18 protein-coding genes are annotated in these 17838 nt (G+C 44.0%); 3 read left to right on the forward strand and 15 right to left on the reverse strand.

The window, feature by feature from the left end; genetic code table 11:
• Window positions 1–816: 816 nt before the first annotated feature.
• Complete coding sequence (locus tag VEA_RS16660) at window positions 817–1062, forward strand: YgjV family protein (protein WP_005397186.1); 246 nt, start codon at window positions 817–819, stop codon at window positions 1060–1062.
• A gap of 98 nt (window positions 1063–1160) precedes the next feature.
• Here the strand turns inward: VEA_RS16660 and VEA_RS23540 are convergent, their stop codons facing one another.
• Entirely contained in the window at window positions 1161–1442 is a 282-nt protein-coding gene (locus tag VEA_RS23540; protein ID WP_006742780.1) for a DUF2218 domain-containing protein, read from the reverse strand.
• A 43-nt stretch (window positions 1443–1485) separates the two neighbouring features.
• Complete coding sequence (locus VEA_RS16665; protein ID WP_006742779.1) at window positions 1486–3492, reverse strand: TonB-dependent siderophore receptor; 2007 nt, start codon at window positions 3490–3492, stop codon at window positions 1486–1488.
• A gap of 116 nt (window positions 3493–3608) precedes the next feature.
• On the opposite strand from VEA_RS16665, the gene VEA_RS16670 reads away from it, so the two are divergent.
• Together VEA_RS16670 and cueR are read left to right on the forward strand one after the other, a co-directional pair.
• Window positions 3609–4577 (forward strand): helix-turn-helix domain-containing protein, encoded by a 969-nt coding sequence (locus VEA_RS16670; protein WP_012842331.1) that lies wholly within the window; start codon window positions 3609–3611, stop codon window positions 4575–4577.
• 87 nt (window positions 4578–4664) lie between these two features.
• Window positions 4665–5051, forward strand: a complete 387-nt coding sequence (cueR, locus tag VEA_RS16675) for a Cu(I)-responsive transcriptional regulator (protein ID WP_012842332.1) — start codon at window positions 4665–4667, stop codon at window positions 5049–5051.
• 54 nt (window positions 5052–5105) lie between these two features.
• Here cueR and vctC read toward each other — a convergent pair whose 3' ends face one another.
• The 13 genes from vctC to rbsD all read right to left on the reverse strand — a co-directional run bounded on the left by vctC (window position 5106) and on the right by rbsD (window position 17707).
• Window positions 5106–5861 (reverse strand): iron chelate ABC transporter ATP-binding protein VctC, encoded by a 756-nt coding sequence (gene vctC / locus VEA_RS16680; protein WP_005397181.1) that lies wholly within the window; start codon window positions 5859–5861, stop codon window positions 5106–5108.
• 2 nt (window positions 5862–5863) lie between these two features.
• On the reverse strand, window positions 5864–6814 hold the full coding sequence (gene vctG, locus VEA_RS16685; RefSeq protein ID WP_012842333.1) for an iron chelate uptake ABC transporter permease subunit VctG: 951 nt from the start codon (window positions 6812–6814) through the stop codon (window positions 5864–5866).
• Window positions 6807–7742 carry an iron chelate uptake ABC transporter permease subunit VctD gene (gene vctD / locus VEA_RS16690; protein WP_041853077.1) on the reverse strand — a complete coding sequence of 312 codons (936 nt, stop codon included), beginning with the start codon at window positions 7740–7742 and terminating at the stop codon, window positions 6807–6809. The genes vctG and vctD overlap by 8 nt, the downstream gene beginning before the upstream one ends.
• A 22-nt stretch (window positions 7743–7764) precedes the next feature.
• Window positions 7765–8673, reverse strand: coding sequence for a siderophore ABC transporter substrate-binding protein (locus tag VEA_RS16695; protein ID WP_012842335.1), 909 nt, complete (start codon window positions 8671–8673; stop codon window positions 7765–7767).
• A 163-nt stretch (window positions 8674–8836) separates the two neighbouring features.
• Complete coding sequence (locus tag VEA_RS16700; protein ID WP_006741007.1) at window positions 8837–9517, reverse strand: Crp/Fnr family transcriptional regulator; 681 nt, start codon at window positions 9515–9517, stop codon at window positions 8837–8839.
• A 132-nt stretch (window positions 9518–9649) separates the two neighbouring features.
• Window positions 9650–10381, reverse strand: coding sequence for a nucleoside phosphorylase (locus VEA_RS16705; protein WP_006741008.1), 732 nt, complete (start codon window positions 10379–10381; stop codon window positions 9650–9652).
• A gap of 10 nt (window positions 10382–10391) precedes the next feature.
• Window positions 10392–11123, reverse strand: coding sequence for a nicotinamide riboside transporter PnuC (gene pnuC / locus VEA_RS16710; RefSeq protein WP_005397168.1), 732 nt, complete (start codon window positions 11121–11123; stop codon window positions 10392–10394).
• Window positions 11124–11623: 500 nt separating this feature from the next.
• Window positions 11624–12646: a substrate-binding domain-containing protein gene (locus VEA_RS16720; RefSeq protein WP_006741009.1), complete on the reverse strand. Its 1023-nt coding sequence runs from the start codon at window positions 12644–12646 to the stop codon at window positions 11624–11626.
• Between the two features lie 33 nt (window positions 12647–12679).
• Window positions 12680–13597, reverse strand: coding sequence for a ribokinase (rbsK, locus tag VEA_RS16725; protein ID WP_005397162.1), 918 nt, complete (start codon window positions 13595–13597; stop codon window positions 12680–12682).
• A gap of 225 nt (window positions 13598–13822) precedes the next feature.
• Window positions 13823–14701, reverse strand: coding sequence for a ribose ABC transporter substrate-binding protein RbsB (rbsB, locus tag VEA_RS16730; RefSeq protein WP_006741010.1), 879 nt, complete (start codon window positions 14699–14701; stop codon window positions 13823–13825).
• A gap of 77 nt (window positions 14702–14778) precedes the next feature.
• On the reverse strand, window positions 14779–15762 hold the full coding sequence (gene rbsC / locus VEA_RS16735; RefSeq protein WP_006741011.1) for a ribose ABC transporter permease: 984 nt from the start codon (window positions 15760–15762) through the stop codon (window positions 14779–14781).
• Window positions 15759–17264 (reverse strand): ribose ABC transporter ATP-binding protein RbsA, encoded by a 1506-nt coding sequence (gene rbsA, locus VEA_RS16740; RefSeq protein WP_006741012.1) that lies wholly within the window; start codon window positions 17262–17264, stop codon window positions 15759–15761. The genes rbsC and rbsA overlap by 4 nt, the downstream gene beginning before the upstream one ends.
• 23 nt (window positions 17265–17287) lie before the next feature.
• Window positions 17288–17707 carry a D-ribose pyranase gene (gene rbsD, locus VEA_RS16745; protein ID WP_005397153.1) on the reverse strand — a complete coding sequence of 140 codons (420 nt, stop codon included), beginning with the start codon at window positions 17705–17707 and terminating at the stop codon, window positions 17288–17290.
• Window positions 17708–17838: the final 131 nt, after the last annotated feature.

Consider the following 17838-nt stretch of genomic DNA (forward strand, 5'->3'; position numbering starts at 1 on the left):
AGTTTTTAAATGATTTAGTGCGGCATACTGCACACCTTTAGACGATTAGACTAAGTATCAACTCATTAAACAATCGATAAATGGCGCACTAATGAGCAAAGTAAGTAAAACTTACTAGTAGTCACAGAAATGTGACACATGTCCTAACACCGCAATATCGATTAATTATATGAAATTGATGTCTTATTCCGTATAAGTGTAGTCGTTTTAAAAAAGAAGATAGATGAAAACGCTCAGCTAAACGCCAAACTACCGGTTGCAATTAATAATGGAAGAAAAGCAATAAGAATGTTGTATACACCTGAACGTGATGACAACTTAATCAATATTGGTGACGAGAAAAACGTGACGATTAAATATTGAATGACATAAATCGTTGGACAAAATATAACCATGAAAATGTGGCTCACAATATGAATTCCCGAGCACCACGAATTCGGCTTTGTCCTGATATACAGTAAAAAAAATACGAGCAAGCTAATAAGAAAATACATAAACATCACACTTGAAAATAATTATCATTTTCAATCATATGTAAATATTCCCCCACTTTCAATGATGTGAGAGCTATTAATACCATCGTTATTATCAATCAACACAATAAGTAAAATTATCAGTAATTCCCGTCCTAAACGTTTGCGTAATCGCTAACCTTCTCTTAACCTTGATTTGAGGCTTTTATCACGGTTTTTCCATTGATATAGTGCGTCCATACAACAAAAAAAGACCATTCGAGGCATGGAGCTTCCTCATTAATCTCAAGATGAGAAGAATTGGTACCGACAAAATTCGGCAGATTTTAAGAGGGTCAAAAAAATGGACATGAATATGGTTGAGATTTTAGGTTATGCAGCTTCAATCATGGTCGCAATTTCGCTAACTATGAAAGATATTGTTAAGCTTCGTATCCTTAACTTTATTGGTTGTGCGCTATTTACTGCTTACGGACTAATGATTGATTCTTGGCCTGTAGTATTAACTAACGGCTTTATTGCTTGCGTTAATATCTACTTCCTAGCAAAAATGCAACAGGAAAAAAAAAGCCTAGAATCTAGAGCCTAAAAAGCAATAGCATTCGAACAATAAAAGCCCGCGAATGATAAGATCGCGGGCTTTTTGCTTTTAATGCGCTCTCATTTTCTGCACATTCATCAATAGCTCTAGCGAACCCAGTTAAGTGCTAATGTTTCTCTACGAGAGAACATGTCTACATGCGATGAGATTATCGCCTTCACTGTGCTCAATCTCTCTTCTGAATCTGCCTCACAAATAATGGTCAAGCTAGACTCGCAAAGAGCAAACTCCGCTTTTCCCGTCGGGAATGTCACCAAACCGCTGTTTTCATTCCAAGTAGCAGGAACCTTTCGTCCAAAATGCCGACAAAGTGTCACTAAGTATTTGTCAGCGTGTTCGCTATCTATTCGGGTGCTTTCTTTAATCATGAATTTACTCGTGTTTTGAAGCGCCCCCCTCTCGGGAGCCCTATTAGAATTGATAAGCAGCAGAAAGTTTGAAGTTGCGACCCGGCTCGTAGTCATCAAGCGTGAAGCCACGTGCCGTACCCGAACGAGACGCATGAGAGCTGTATAACTCGTCAAATACATTATCAATACCAAAGGTCACCGACAGTCCATCAATATTAGACGGCACCCATTGAGCATATAGATTATGTACATCATAACTTGCTTTCTTTGGCTGACCATCAAAGACGTTGTCTTCCTCTAGAACAAACATTGAGTTCCACCCGAAGATCGTTTCTAAAGCGTCTGACTGGTAATCCAAAGTTAGAGCAATACTATCACCCATATCAATGCTACGCCCATTACCCCCAGCAACAGGGCCACCGGTATTCTTGTTTTTGGTGTCCGACTTAGAGTAAGAAAGTTTGCTGTTAAACTTGTCGTAGCCATAAGAAGCACTTGCCTCAAAGCCTTTAATCTCAACATCACCTAAGTTGTAAATCAGGTAAGTTTGAGTCGCGTTTTGGTACTGGTCTGCAATGTAATCATCAATTTCCGTTTGGAATGCCGTAATATTCGCTCCAAAGAAATGCTTATCAAAGGTTTTATCAAAACGGACACCACCCTGTGTGTTCAACCCCGTTTCTGGCTTTAGTCCATCCTCTAAAAATGCAACGTCTTGGTAAGCAATAAAGGTTTCCATCAGCTCAGGGCCTTTGAATAGAGAGCGTGCGCTCGCAAACAACGTCCAATCCTGAGTGACTGCCCATTCTACCGCTAGGGCCCAGGTCACATCATCATAGTTACTCGTCCCCGTTTCCGCTTCACGTTTGTAATCATCAAAACGCATACCTGCGGTAACAAAGAAAGCATCAGAGAAGAAGAACTGGTCTTCTACAAACAATGCGGTTGAAATGGCCGATTCATCCATGAACTTACGACTACCGTAGTAACTTGAAGATGTCTTATCCATGTAGTCGAAACCATAGGTGATTCGATTATCAAACTCACCTAACATAACATCCGACTGGAACTTACCATTCAAACCAAAGTTTTGGTTTTTAGCGGTGTTCTTCGATAAACGGTTCGAAGGCCAGCGAGGAGCCATAACGCTCTCATCCCGTTTAATTTCTGTCTCGGTATTATAAAGTGTGACGTTACCTTTATGCTGTTCGCCTCGCAGCTCGTAACTCAAGGTAACGGTATCTCGGTCATAATCCGTAGGAATAAGTAACGTGCTCGATAAGCCATTGTTCGCACTACCCGACATATCAGGACGCGGACTGTAATCACCACTGTCTCGGTACATGTCATAAGAGAGCTCAAAACGATGGATGTCGTTTAGTTCATACCCCAACTTAGCCAGAATGTTGTAAACATCACCCGCAGCGCCATAGGTTTTGTTGCCGTCACCATCTTCAAAGTCATCGCGCGTAACGTAATGGCCATAAACCATCGCATCAATGTTTTCGGACAAAAGCCCGTACAGTGTCAACGAGCCTTGTTGGTTGTCGTTGGATGCATAACCGCCATAAACACGAGCGCCAAACGTTTCATCGTAACGAAGTAAATCGCGAGCGTCTTTCGTTTCAAAATAAACCGAGCCGCCTAAGCCATTTTGAGTCACAGAGTTATTACCTACCTGGATATCGGCAGATTTGAGAATGTCAGGGTTTAGCGTTAAGTTCCCAATGTGATGGAACATGCTCGCATGCTGAGAAGCACCATCAAGACGAATGTCCAAATCGGTTTCGCTCAAACCACGAATGGTAATACGTTGATTCACAGAGTGTGTTCCACCAACATCCACACCGGGAATATCGCGCAGTAAATCAGACATATGATCCGCTTGCTTCAGTGACATGTCGTCCGCAAACATCGACTCAGTATTGCTAGAAACTTTTGTTCCCCATACAACGACTTCTTCAAAATGTGACTCGGTATCTTGAGCTAAAACAGGGGTTGATAGCGCCATTCCCACTGCAAGGCAAAGGCTTGAAAGCTTGATAGATGAACAAGCAGGGCTTTCCATAACTTCATTCCTAAATATTAATGATAATAATTCTCAGGTATAATAAGCATGAGTTTTATAAATACAAAGGCGATTTGATTATGCGAAATCGCACAAGTGTTATGAGGAAGTGTCAAATGCAGGAAGTCACACCAAAACGAACTAGAGTTGCCAAGATTGCTTTAACCCAAAAACTGGAAGCCACAGAAAAGCAGTGGATCGTCACGCAAGGTCAACCTTGTCAAACTCAACTGGCAGAAGGCAAATTCCTATCATATCAGTACAATGATCAAATCTTTGTTCATGGTGGACGCTGCCTAGAGCTTGTTGATTCACATATTGTTTCTACTGCACACGCCTCACTGTTGGTCACTATTCTTTTAGAAGGTAAGCTCTCGTTTGGCTACGACGATTTGCAATTTGATTTAGACGCAAGCGACGGCCCTAAAGGTGTTGTGGTGAACCTACTCAAACCTGCAAACTTTCGTCGCTCACTGCTCAAAGATAACCTCATTAATAAGATCAACATATTGGTTAAGCCCCAGTGGCTAGAGGCTCGCCTTGACCAAACCTGTCGTCATCGGTCCTTTTTTAACTCTCATCAGGCGTTTCATCCTCTAGAGCTTAACCAGGCGTTATGCGAACTAGCTGAAACGCTGACAAGCCGAGAAACACCACAAGAATTCCAAGATAAGTTGGAAGTTGAAAGCTTGATCTATCAAATTTTGCATCAAGCGACTGAACAAATCCCCAAGCACTTCAGTGCTAATAAAAATAACCTTGAACGGCACACAGATGGTCGAATAGAGGATATTGTTAGCTATATAGAAACTCACCTTGAGCAAGAACTAGGCTTAGAAAAGTTGGCAAGCGTGTTTTCAATGAGCGTTTCAAACCTGCAGCGCCGATTTAAACAATCACTGAATATGACCGTAAATGGTTATATTCGCTTTCGTCGCCTTGAGATTGCGAGGCAGCACTTGGAACGTGGCCTAGTGACGATCACGGAAGCTGCTTATGAAGCCGGATACCACCACCCTTCCAACTTCACCTGTGCTTTCAAAAAGGTATTTGGTGTACCACCGCATGAAGTGATAAAAGAGTAAAGAGGCCCTAGGTAACTGACTGTTATTTAGGAGTGTCTTATCTACAACATCGGTATATACTCGCCTTAAACGTTATGGAGGTTAAACATGAATATTGGTGCTGTCGCAAAGCTTACTGGGCTTTCATCTAAGTCGATTCGATTGTATGAAGACAAAGGGATCATATCTCCACCAGCGCGCAGCGACTCTGGCTATCGCGAATATTCAGATAATCATATTCAAGAGCTTAACTTAGTATCACGCGCAAAAAACGCTGGCTTTTCACTGCAAGAATGCAAAGAGTTTGTGCAGCTTGCCCATAATCCCAACCGAAAAAGCAGCGAAGTAAAAGCAAGAACCATGGATAAGCTGAGAGAGGTTGAAGAAAAAATCGCGCACCTTATGGAGATCAAAACGCAACTTGAAGGTTGGGTTTCTTCTTGTCCGGGAGACGCTGAAAGCCGATGCCCAATCATAGACGAGCTCACCAAGTAAACTCGCCTATCTATCCTCATTGAAGAATCGCTTTCATTAAGCACTGAGGTTGGATTAGTGGTAAGTACACATGCGCTTGCCGTTTAATTCGATAATATTAAACGGCGTTTCGTAGATATCCTCTAGCGTAGACGCCTGAATCACCTCTTCCACCGCACCACTTGCCACAACTTTGCCTTGCTTAAGCGCCAATATGACATCCGAGTAGCACGCTGCGAAATTAATATCATGAATTACCACCACCATGGCTTTGTTCATGTCATGAGCTAACCGCTGCACGACTTTCATGATCTGAAGAGAGTGTTTGATATCTAGATTGTTAAGTGGTTCATCAAGAAAAACGTAGTCTGTATCTTGTGCAATCACCATGGCAATAAACGCAAGCTGTCGCTGACCACCACTTAACTCATCCAAATATTTGTCTTGGATACCTTGTAAATCTAGGTAGTCGATCGCTTGTTCAATCACCGCATGATCTTCTTTGGTCAGATTTCCTTTGGAGTATGGGAAACGGCCAAAAGAGACCAACTCCTTCACGGTAAATCGCATGGTAATAGAGTTGGCTTGACGAAGTACCGCCAGCTTTTTCGCTAACTCTTTAGTGTCCCATTCCGCAATTTCCTTACAATCAATGATAACACTACCACCATCCCGCTCCGTTAAGCGCGAAGCCATAGATAACAGCGTGCTCTTTCCCGCGCCATTCGGGCCAATAATGGACGTCACTTTGCCCTTTTCAAACTGAGTATTGGCCTCATCAACCACTTTATTTGAACCGAAGGCCTTCGTTAATTTGTCTATCACTATCATATTTATACAACTTTGTTTTTCAGTAGTAGGTATAAGAAATACGCACCACCAATAAAGTTAATAACGACACTCAACGTCGTCTCAAAACTGAACACGTTCTCGATAATCCATTGCCCAGCCAGTAACGAGCTGATGGAGAGAAACGAACAACCAACCAATAGCGTTTTGTGTTGGTAACTTCGGAACATTTCTCGGCTTAAGTTGGTCACCAGCAAACCAAAGAACATGATTGGTCCCACTAGAGCCGTAGAAATAGCAATCAGAACCGCCGAGATAATGAATACATTTCGCGTTACCTTAGGTACGTCGACGCCCAAACTTTTCGCATTGTCTTGGTCGAGCCAAAACACATCTAAAGTGCGATGCATACTAAATAGCAACCAACATGCAAACATCAAAGCTGGCGCACTAAAGTAAACCAAATTCACTTTGACATTATTAAAGCTGGCGTAAAGTTTCGATTGAACGATTGCAAACGTATTTGGGTCCATCAGCAAAGAGAAAAATGACGCCGCATTGGAAAATAGCTGACCAAAGATCAAGCCGACCAATAGCAACGTAATCAAGTTCTTGCTTCCTTTAGAAAAGTAAAAACCAAACAACAATAACGAAAACGACACCATTACAATTACGGCAATCGTGAAATTGACGTACAAGTTAAGAACTAAAGTACTCAAACCACCAAAAATCAGCACGATCAAAATTTGCGTCAACACATACAACGCATCAAACCCCATGATACTTGGCGTTAAAATTCGGTTGTGCGTAATGGTTTGAAATACAAGTGAAGACTGAGCGATAGCCACACCCGCTAGCACTATCGCCAATACTTTAGGAACTCTACGAGATAAAAAATACTGGTAGTTGTCAGCCGTTAGCCCAATACCAATAAACAAACATGCAAAAAGTACCGCAATGCCACCTAGCAGTAGGATTTTCGTTGAATCACGCATGTTGCTTACCTCGCAACAACATCGCGATGAATACCACACCACCCAATATGCTGATCACGATAGAGATTGGCATTTCATGAGGGAAGATAATCAAACGACTCACCAAGTCGCAACATAGCACTAAAGTCGCCCCATACATGGCCGTAAGCGGAATGTTCTTTTTGAGGTTATCACCATAAAAGTGACTAACGAGGTTCGGCACAATCAGACCAAGGAATGGCAGCTGCCCAACAATCATCACGACACTTGCTGACATGATTGACACCAATAGAACGCCAATCGTGACAACCTGCTGATAATTTAACCCCAAGTTAACCGCGAAATCTTTTCCGATACCCACGGCTGAAATCCGTGCGGCAAAAAGATAGCTGAGAATAGCCATTGGCACCGCGATGTACAGCAGTTCAAAATCACCACGCAAGATGTTGGCGAAGTTTGCGACTGTCCAAGCATTCAGACTTTGAAGTGCATCGTATTTGTAAGCAATAAATGTAGTCATTGATTGGATGACATTGCCGAAAATAATTCCGACAAGTGGCACAAAGACCACACTCTTAAATTGAATGCGTTGAATAAAGAAAATAAATGCTAACGTCCCGAACACCGAGATACCAAAGACAAGCCATAGGTGGTTGTCGTTTCCAAAGAAAACCACGCTCAGTACGTAGCCCAGCATGGCGCATTCGATCGTACCGGTTGTAGAAGGTGCAGCAAATCGGTTCTGGCTGATTTGCTGCATAATAAGGCCTGCAATACTTAAGCCTGCACCAGCAAGCAGTATGGCGAATAAACGTGGTATACGGCTGGTAAAGAAAAGCTCTAACGCTTTCTCATCACCCGAAAATAACTGTTGGGGCGTCATGTTTGCCACCCCAACAAATAACGAAACCGTGCTTAAAACCACAAGGGTTAGCAATAACTTTTTCAAAGTTAACCTCTGCTATCTTGGATTACAGTTCAACGGTTTGCTTGATCTCACTGACCATTTTTTCTGTTGCAGTCACACCAGACATCGACAAGTACCACGCGTCCACATCTAAATAAGTGATTTTGTGATTCTTATATGCGGCGGTTGCTTTGACTAAGTCGTTATCCATGGACTTACGAATATCGTTATCTGGCGTGCCTTTCAGCGAATTGCGGTCAACTACGAGTATATTTTTCGGGTTAGCTTCACGAATAAATTCATAAGAAATAATATCTCCGTGAGTGCCCGTTTTCACGTATTCAACCGTTTCCAAGAAACCGAAATCGTTATAAATCACACCAAATCGCGATTGAGCTCCAAACGCACTGATGTTGTCACCCATGCTTAAAATCGTTAACGCATCATTGTTATTTGATTGATTGTAGTTACGGATTGCTTTGAATTGAGCATCTAGCGCTTCAATTTTCTGCTCTACTTTTTCTTCGATATCGAAGATTTTACCAATATTGCGCCACTGTGCTTGCGTACCTTCCCAGTAACCTTGATTCTCTTTCGCAGCAAAAACGACCGTAGGAGCAATTTCACTCAGCTCTTCATATTTCGCAGACGCTCGCGGACCAACCAATATCAAATCCGGTTTTTGCATGTAAATGGTTTCAAAGTCAGGTTCAAACAAACTACCCGCAGAGGTGTAGTTATCTTTGCTGTATTTTGAAAGGTAGCTAGGCAGATTAGAAGAGTTAGAGACTGCAACAGGATCGATACCAAAGTTGTCCAGCGCATCTAGCGGACCAAAGCCAATCACAACCACGCGCTCTGGTGATTGCTCTAGCTCGGTTTGCCCCATGTAATGGTCAATCACAACCTTAGCAGCGAAAGAAGGAGAAACAGTAAATAGCGACAGCATAGCCGCACCGACGAATTTTTTCATTTTGTTAAGCCTTAATGAGATCTATTATCATGCGCGTTCGCAATATAACGTTACTCTTTACTGCATTCAACAAAATTTAAGGTACTTTACATTAGTTACGCTTATTCGAGCTCCAACTATATCAAAGACTTATAAAAACCATCCATTGCAATATCTAGGTGTATCATTCATGCGCTTCGATAAATGCTTTGAGTGCAAGCTCATCAATAATCTCCAACCCGTTTTCCGTTTTTGCAATCAATCCCTTTTCAATCAAATCTTTAACTGCACGTCGATAAACACGACCAGAAGTACCAAATCGCTCAGCTTCTTGATTCACTTTGTCAAAGCCACCGAGCAATGTGTTGGTTTGATTACGGACGAAAAGATCATACGCAATATTATAAGTAATGGGATGCAATAACCGATTGGTATAGATATCCATAGAATCTTGATAATCTTCGGCCAACGCTGAAGCAAAGAACACCATCATTTCTGGATGCTTTTGTAGCGCTTCAGTTAGTTTTTGGATGCAGATGACATCAACCTGCATGTGCTCGTCTGCAATCACGTTCCATTGGCAAGGAGTCTGAGTGAAGTACTCCATTTCACCATAGATATGGTAGTCGCAGTTTGCCTCTCCTAATTGAAAGCGTCGCCCATTCGCGGCCAATATGCTCATTGAAACTCGACCTACCGGCACAACATATAAGTACTGAAGTTGCTCACCTTGACGGAGAATTTCTTCCCCAGCATCAAAGTAACGCGTACTAATTTGACACTGATAGATCATCTCACGAAAGGCAACGCTCTTTTTTTCAAGGTATGTTTTGAAGCGGCCAGTTGGATACGGGCTGATTTTCATTCTCTGCTCTCTCGGAAAAGTTACTGATAACTATCTCAGGTGGATTGTACCCCGTAACACCAAATAAAAAAGCGACAGTGGCCTGTCGCTTTACATTCATTGATTTATAAGAGTTACTGAAGTTAGTACGGACTATCTCTGAGCAATCAGCGCTTCTAACGCCGTCATTGCAGCAAGCTTCTCACCTTGCATCATTACTTTCGCTTCATCAACGTACTGGCCAACCCCTTCTTTCACATCTTGTTGATACAAAACGACGTTATTTAAGATCGAAGCCACATGAAGGCCACGTAATCGGCCAACGGCAAGCAAAGCTGAGGTTTCCATATCGGCACCTAAGACGCCCTTCTTGTTCCAGTATTGGCATATCGCATCTTCGTCATCGGTATAGAAACTGTCGTGAGAACGTACCACACCGAAATGATAACGCGCCTCTTGTATTGACAGGTAACGCTCAACTTCCTTTAATAAGGAAAAGCTTGCGTACGCCGGATAAGCCGAATCCACATACGCTTTGGAGCCGCCTTCATCTCTTACCGCACCTTCGGCAATGATTAGCTCGCCAAGCTGAATGCCTGATTGCATCGCACCGGCCGATCCAACACGTACTACATGAGTGACACCGCACTGTTTTAGCTCTTCAACTGCGATGATCATCGATGGGGCGCCGATGCCTGTGCTGCATACTGAAACAGGCTGGTCCTTGTATTTGCCAGTAAAAACACGGTACTCGCGATTTTCCGAGATCATTTCTGCATCATCCAATAATGCGGCAATACGATTAGCTCGGTCTGGCTCACCACATACAATGACGAGAGGAGCGACTTGTGTTTCATCAACACCAATATGAGGTTGTTTCGCCATTTTTCGTTCCTTAAGCTGCAGCTTGAGCTAAGGTTTTATCGCCATTGCGCTTGGCGCTACGGGCCCATTCACGCGTACCATTGGCAGCAATGAACATCAAAATCGCATACTGAACAGACATCGCATAAACACCCTGTGTCGCGTAGATGCCAACACTGATGATGTTAATCACAACCCAAAGAATCCAGTTTTCCACATATTTACGTGTCATCAGAATTTGTGCAACAACAGAAAGTACTGTCATGGTTGCATCCCAAAACGGGAACGCATCAGGTTCAAGTACCGGATCAGCCAAACCTGCACCAAAGAGATTCAAGCTATCAACAGCAATGTTTGCTAATGCAAAGAAAAAAGGGTCGATGTAGATGGTTAACAACGCGATAGACACAACGCTAATAGAAGCAGTGGCGATGAGTTTCTGTTTGTTTAACCAGCGTACTTCCAGCGTTTCACCTTCCGCGTTTGGACGAGTCCACGCATACCAACCGTAAATGTTCGCACAGAAGAAAAACAGTTGAAGAAGTAATAATCCGTATAACTGAATTTGGAAAAAGATAACGGCAAAAAGAGTGACATTCAGCAAACCGAATAAGTAGTTGATGGTTTTTTCTTGGCTAGCAAACCAAATGCAAAGCAATCCAAAAACCGTACCGAAAGCTTCGATCCAACTCATTGCGTAACCGCCGCCAATTGGAATGTTAACCAGGGTGTTGTTTATATCGAGTAAGGCAAGTAGGTCCATGTCGATGTCCTTTATTATTTTGTTTGGGAATATGCCTATATTAGGGCGTGACACCTAACAAAAAGGAGGACATTTGTCCCCCTCTTGATGCACTCGATCATAATTCAGTTCAATATTTGCTTGAAAGCAATAAATGACTCAATTGAACCGCTTGGAAATTAACGCGCCTAAGAATCCAAACCTAAATAGCGCTTTTTGAATGCGGAAGCTGATGCAAATAAAGCTGACGCCAAAAGTGTAATAACAAACCCAATTGCGTACTCGAATGCTTCATTCACCAAGAGCTGATAACAGCTCACAAAAAAAATCAGTATGACCGCAATAACATTAACTCGGTGAAACCAAGGATGCTTTACGGAGAACTTAGCGTAACCTTTTGATAACATTTAACTAATCCGCCAGACAACAATTAATATTTTTATTTATAATCAATGGTGATAGTAAGGCTTTATAGTATAAAGAGAAACGACTTTTTTGATTTTTTAGCTCAACATCACAGGTCATCTAGTGCTGCTTGACTTTAATATCTTGACACTTTTTCGTTCAACTAAGGTAGGTTCTAATTGCACGACTTGCGCTTCTGTTGATTTATCATCCAATTTTCGGACAAGCGTTTCCACGGCAGCTTGCCCAAGACGGTATTTAGGCTGGTGAATTGTGGTGAGTGATGGCGACATGAACTTCGCGATATGTATGTCATCGTAACCGATGATTGAAATCTGTTCCGGGACTTTAATATTGAGCTCATTTGCGGCGTTAATCACCCCCATCGCCATCATATCATTGGAAACGAAAATCGAGCTGGGTAAGGTGCCTCGCTGCGCCATTTTCATAAATGCTTGGTATCCGCCTTCACATTCGAAGTCCGATTCAATTATCCAGTTGGCATTAAATTCCAAGCCTGCTTCGTTCATCGCACGTTTGTAACCTTCGTATCGCATTTGCGCTTGGTGTTTAATCAAAGGGCCGGTGATACATCCTATTTCTGTGTGGCCGCAATCAATCAAGTATTTCGCCGCTAGGTAACCGCCACGAAGCGAGTTATCTTGAATTTTGTCGCTCGTAAACAGCATCGGCCCCCAATCCATCACCACGACAGGGATATCAGGATAACGCTCAAATACATCGATACGCTCCCCTTCTAGCGAGGAGCACATCAAGATCAAACCATCGACACGCTTTTGCAAAAGCGTATTAATGGATTGGCGCATACGTTCGTTATCACCTTCGGTATTGCATAAAATGAGGCTGTAGCCTTTTTGGTAGCAGCTGCGTTCGACGCCTTTTACGACTTCGCCAAAGAATGGGTTGGTTGAGGTTGTCACTAGCATACCGATGGTTTTGGTACGATTGACTTTGAGGCTACGCGCCAAAGCTGATGGCGCATAGTAGTTGAGTTCTTTTGCGGCATTATTGACGCGTTCGGAGATCTCTTCACTCACAAAACGCGTCTTGTTAATAACATGGCTCACTGTTGAAGTGGAAACCCCTGCCAGTTTTGCGATGTCTTTCATCGTCGCCATGTTATTACTCCTAATTGATGAGGCGTTTAAGCCCTATTGTGCTGCGAGAAACGCGTCCACCTCTTCGCGAGTTGGGATCGACGTCTGAGCGCCAAAGCGGGTCACAGAAATTGCAGCCGCCGCATGTGCAAACTTAATTGCTGATTCTAAAGGTAAATCCTCTAACAGGCCAGTGACGAATGCCCCATTAAACGTATCCCCTGCTGCGGTGGTATCAGTCGCGTCAACACGGAACCCCGGGATGAGCTCACCTCTACCATTTTGACTTAACCAAACACCCTTCGCACCGAGAGTGATCATGACAATTTCGATACCTTTGCTATGAAGCACATTCGCCGCTTCTTGCGCGCTGTCATTATCCGTTACCGTTACCCCCGTCAGGACTTCAGCTTCGGTTTCATTTGGTGTAATGACATCAATACAAGCAAGCAGTTCGTCTGACAGTTCACGAGCAGGGGCAGGGTTTAAAATGACGTTAGTTTTTGCATCTTTCGCCACTCGCGCGGCTTTCTCAATTCCGCACATCGGCGTTTCCAATTGCATCAGCAGGTAATCCGCTTGGCGAATGCGATCTAAATCTGGCTCAATCGCTTCTGCTGTCAATTTGGCATTCGCTTCTGCTGAAATACAAATGCTGTTTTCACCACTATCCGACACTTGAATCATCGCAATGCCAGTTGGGCAGTTTGGTTGCATCTTCACACCAGTGATGTCGATGCCGTCCATATTGAAGTTTTCACGAATATTGATGCCGAACGAGTCATCGCCTACACAAGCAATAAAGCCAATATCAGCCTTGAGTCGAGCTGCAGCAACAGCTTGGTTGGCACCTTTGCCACCTGGGATAACTTGATAGTTGCGACCATGTAGCGTTTCGCCAGGGCGAGGGAAAGAAGGCACTTGAAGAACATGGTCAGCGTTTACACTACCTAACACCACTAACTTATTCATACGGTTATCCTCGGTTCTGAATGAACCCTTTTTTTGAAAAACTATTTTGGAAAATACATTAGATGACTTTAACTTCTCTTCTTAGCGAAGGAGTCACGATAAAAAGCCAAAGGCATCTATACCCTGCATTTTTAAGTCACTTGGGTATGTTTGCCCTCTCCTCCTAAACGACAGATATAAACGGAGGAGAGAGCAAAAATTAGGACGCTTTATTGAACGTCAAACTTATTTAGTCACTACTTTTAGTGGTACCGGAATGTATGCTTCTACTTTTTCACCTTTCAAGACTTTGTCAGCCGTTTCGACACCCAAAGCACCGATAAGATCTGGCTGCTGCGCGATGGTTGCTGCTAGTTTGCCACGGTTAACTGCGGCAATGCCGTCTTCCGTGCCATCAAAACCAACGATAACGACGTCTTTGCCAGAAGCTTGAACGGCGCGAAGTGCCCCTAGCGCCATCTCATCATTCTGTGCGAATACCGCCTGTACATCAGGGTTAGCCGCGAGTAGGTTTTCCATCACGTTTAGGCCTTTAGTACGGTCAAAGTCTGCTGGCTGGCTGGCAAGAAGATCCATATCGCTGCCCTTCACGGCATTCATGAAACCTTCACCACGCTCGCGCGCCGCCGATGTGCCCGCAATACCTTCAAGCTGAATTACTTTTGCTTTTTCGCCAACTTTTTCCATGATGTAGTGGCCTGCCATTTCACCACCGATCACGTTGTCGGACGCGATGTGACTCACGACTTCACCACGGCTTGCGCCACGGTCTAGTGTCAATACAGGGATCTTAGAACGGTTCGCCATACGAATCGCATTAGACACAGCATCAGAATCCGTTGGGTTGATAAGAATAGCTTTTACGCCGCGAATACTTAAATCCTCGATGTTCGACAGTTCTTTGCTCGGGTCATTTTGCGAGTCCAGTACAATTAAGTCGTACCCCAATTCTTTCGCTTTAGCTTCCGCACCGTCTTTCATCGTTACGAAGAACGGGTTGTTTAGCGTCGAAACCACAATCGCCATCGTATCTTGGGCTTGTGCCGCTACTGATACAGTGGAAGAAAGAAGTGCAGCAGAAATAAGAGTTGCAAGTTTTTTCATCGTTCTAGTCCTTTGTGTAGGGTGAGCCAGCACACGCCCACTGGCTCGGTTTGTATTCAGGATTTAATGGTTATGGATTATTTGTTTTTGTTGTCTACCAGTACTGCGAGCAAGATAACCACTGCTTTGGCAATCATTTGGTAGTAAGAGGAAACGTCTAGTAGGTTAAGAGCGTTGTTTAAGAAACCGATGATCAGCGCACCAATTAGCGTACCCATGATGCGGCCTTTACCGCCCATCAAGCTGGTACCGCCAAGTACAACCGCAGCAATCGCATCTAACTCGTAACCCATACCCGCTGTTGGCTGCGCCGAAGACAGACGAGAAGTCACGATGATGCCTGCAAGCGCTGCCAGCATACCGCAGATGGCGTACACACCAATCTTCACTCGGTCTACATTGATACCAGATAGACGAGTCGCTGATTCGTTGCCACCTAGTGCATAAACGTAGCGACCAAAGCGAGTGTGGTTAAGTAGGTACCAAGCCGCAGCGAATACAACTACCATCAACCAAACAGGTACTGGAATACCTAGCGCGTAGCCGGTACCAAACCATGCAAACGCATCAGCTGTGTCAGTAAAACCTGTCGAGATTGGACGACCTTCGGTGTACACCATAGTCACACCGCGTAGTAACGTCATGGTAACCAGCGTAGCGATAAAGGCCTGTACTTTGCCCTTCGCAATGATGATGCCGCTAATTGCACCTAACGCTGCACCTGCGACTAAAGCAGTCGGAACCGCCACCAGCACCGGGACTTCAAGCGCAATCATGCTTGCCGCAAAGGCACCACATAGCGCCAGTACGGAACCAACACTCAAGTCGATGCCTGCGGTTAAAATAACCAGTGTCATACCTACCGCGATAATGGCATTCACTGAGGTTTGACGAAGAATGTTGAGAATGTTGTCGACCGTAAAGAAGTTCGGGTTCAAAAATGACACAACAACAATCAAAAAAATCAGTGCTATCAGTGATTTTTGCTCAATCAACCACTCTTTTGTGAACAACTTCTTGTTGCTAGCTTCGGTTGGTTTGCTCATGGTATTAGTACTCATGCTGCTTCCTCATTGATCTTTTTGCCTACGGCACAGGCGAGTAATTTTTCTTGATCGGCGTCTTTCGCATCGAATTCGCCAGTAATACGACCTTCATGCATAACCAGAATGCGGTCACTCATACCGAGCACTTCTGGCATCTCGGAAGACACCAAGATGATGCTCATGCCTTCGGCTTTGAACTTGTTGATGAGTTGATAAATTTCTTTTTTCGCACCGACATCGACGCCACGTGTTGGCTCATCGAGAATCAGAACTTTAGGTTTGGTCATTAACCCTTTCGCGATCGCCACTTTTTGCTGGTTACCGCCGGATAAGTTACCAATGATTTGGTCGCGCGTAGGGGTTTTGATATTAAATAGCTTGATAAAATCTTCCACGGCAATCACTTCATCGCTATGTTGGATTTGGAAGCCTTTAGTCAACTGATTGAGCGAACAAAGTGACATATTCTCCTTAACCGAGAGACCTAACACCAAGCCATCGCCTTTGCGGTCTTCAGAGATATAAGCGATGCCATTTGCTAAGCCATCTTGTGGGCTAACCGGGTTAATGGTTTTGTTATCGAGGTTGATAACACCATGCTCACTTGGCAACGCGCCGTAAATCACTTTCATCAGTTCGGTACGGCCTGCCCCCATCAAACCAGAAATACCCAAAATTTCACCGCGTTTCAGCGTGAAGCTCACATCGTGAACGCCAGAGCCTGTCAGGCCAATCACTTCAAGGCAAGTTTCGCCATGCCGCACATCAATACGTGGGTATTGCTCTTCTAACTTACGACCAACCATCATTTCAATCAGGCCGTCTTCATCAGTGTCTGCTACTTTGCATTCACCGATAAATTTACCGTCACGAAGCACCGTAATGTCGTCACAGATTTCAAAGATTTCTTTAAGACGGTGTGAGATGTAAACGATGCCGCAGCCCTGCACTCGAAGCTCGTTGATCACTTTAAATAGTGACTCCGTCTCGGTATCGGTCAGCGCGTCAGTTGGCTCATCCATAATGATGACTTTCGATTCAAACGAAAGCGCTTTCGCGATCTCCACCATTTGCTGTTCACCTAGGCTCAAATCACCAAGCAACGTTTTCGATGAGTGCTTTACGTTAAGGCGTTGAAGCAACTTGTCTGCTTCTTCATACATCTTGCCCCACTGAATACGCCCCATCGTGCCGGTAAATTCACGACCTAGATAGATGTTTTCAGCAATCGTTAGTTCAGGGATCAAGTTCAATTCTTGGTGAATGATGCTGATGCCCGCTTCCTGTGAGTCACGCGGACCTTTAAACGCGGCAGGTTGGCCTTGATATTGGATGCTACCCGCATCCATGTGATAGATGCCCGTCAGCACCTTCATCAATGTTGACTTGCCTGCTCCATTTTCTCCCATGAGCGCCATGACACGGCCTGGGTAAACATTCAGGCTCGCTTTGTCCAGTGCTTTTACGCCCGGGAACGCTTTCTCAATGTCGCTCAGTTGTAGAATGGCTTGAGTCATAATCTGTCCTCAATATCTCTGGCTTAAAAAACCACGCCCGCTTGAAAGATAACGTTCGCGTATGGCGAGCATTCGCCAGTTCGAACGACAGCGCGGCTTTGTGCCGTGCGTGCTTTAAATGCTTCATGTGACACGTAGCTGATCTCGATAGATTTACCCGTTTCTTCGCTCTCTTTGCTCAGTTCGTTAAGCAATGCTTGATGCAAAACTGGGCTTACATCAGAAAACTCTTCCGCAATAATGACCCCTTCGATTTGCGACTCAGATAGAATCACGCGAACAGTATCAAGAAAACTTGGTACGCCATGCGTTAGCGCCAAATCAATTCGCTGTACATGCTCAGGGATTGGCAGGCCAGCGTCACATATCGTGATCTCATCGGTGTGGCCTAGCGTCGCCACCAAGTAAGAAATATCTGAGTTAATTAGGGTACTTTTTTTCATCTCATCGACCTTTCGGTTACACGTTCATACAACCATGAGCGCCTGTTTTAAAGTGTTTTCGTTATTAACAGAAAACTCATCGAAACGTTTCGATGAAATAATAATTCGTTGTGGTAATTTGACCAGAGTGA

This window comes from Vibrio antiquarius, assembly GCF_000024825.1.
Classification (GTDB): Bacteria; Pseudomonadota; Gammaproteobacteria; order Enterobacterales; family Vibrionaceae; genus Vibrio; species Vibrio diabolicus.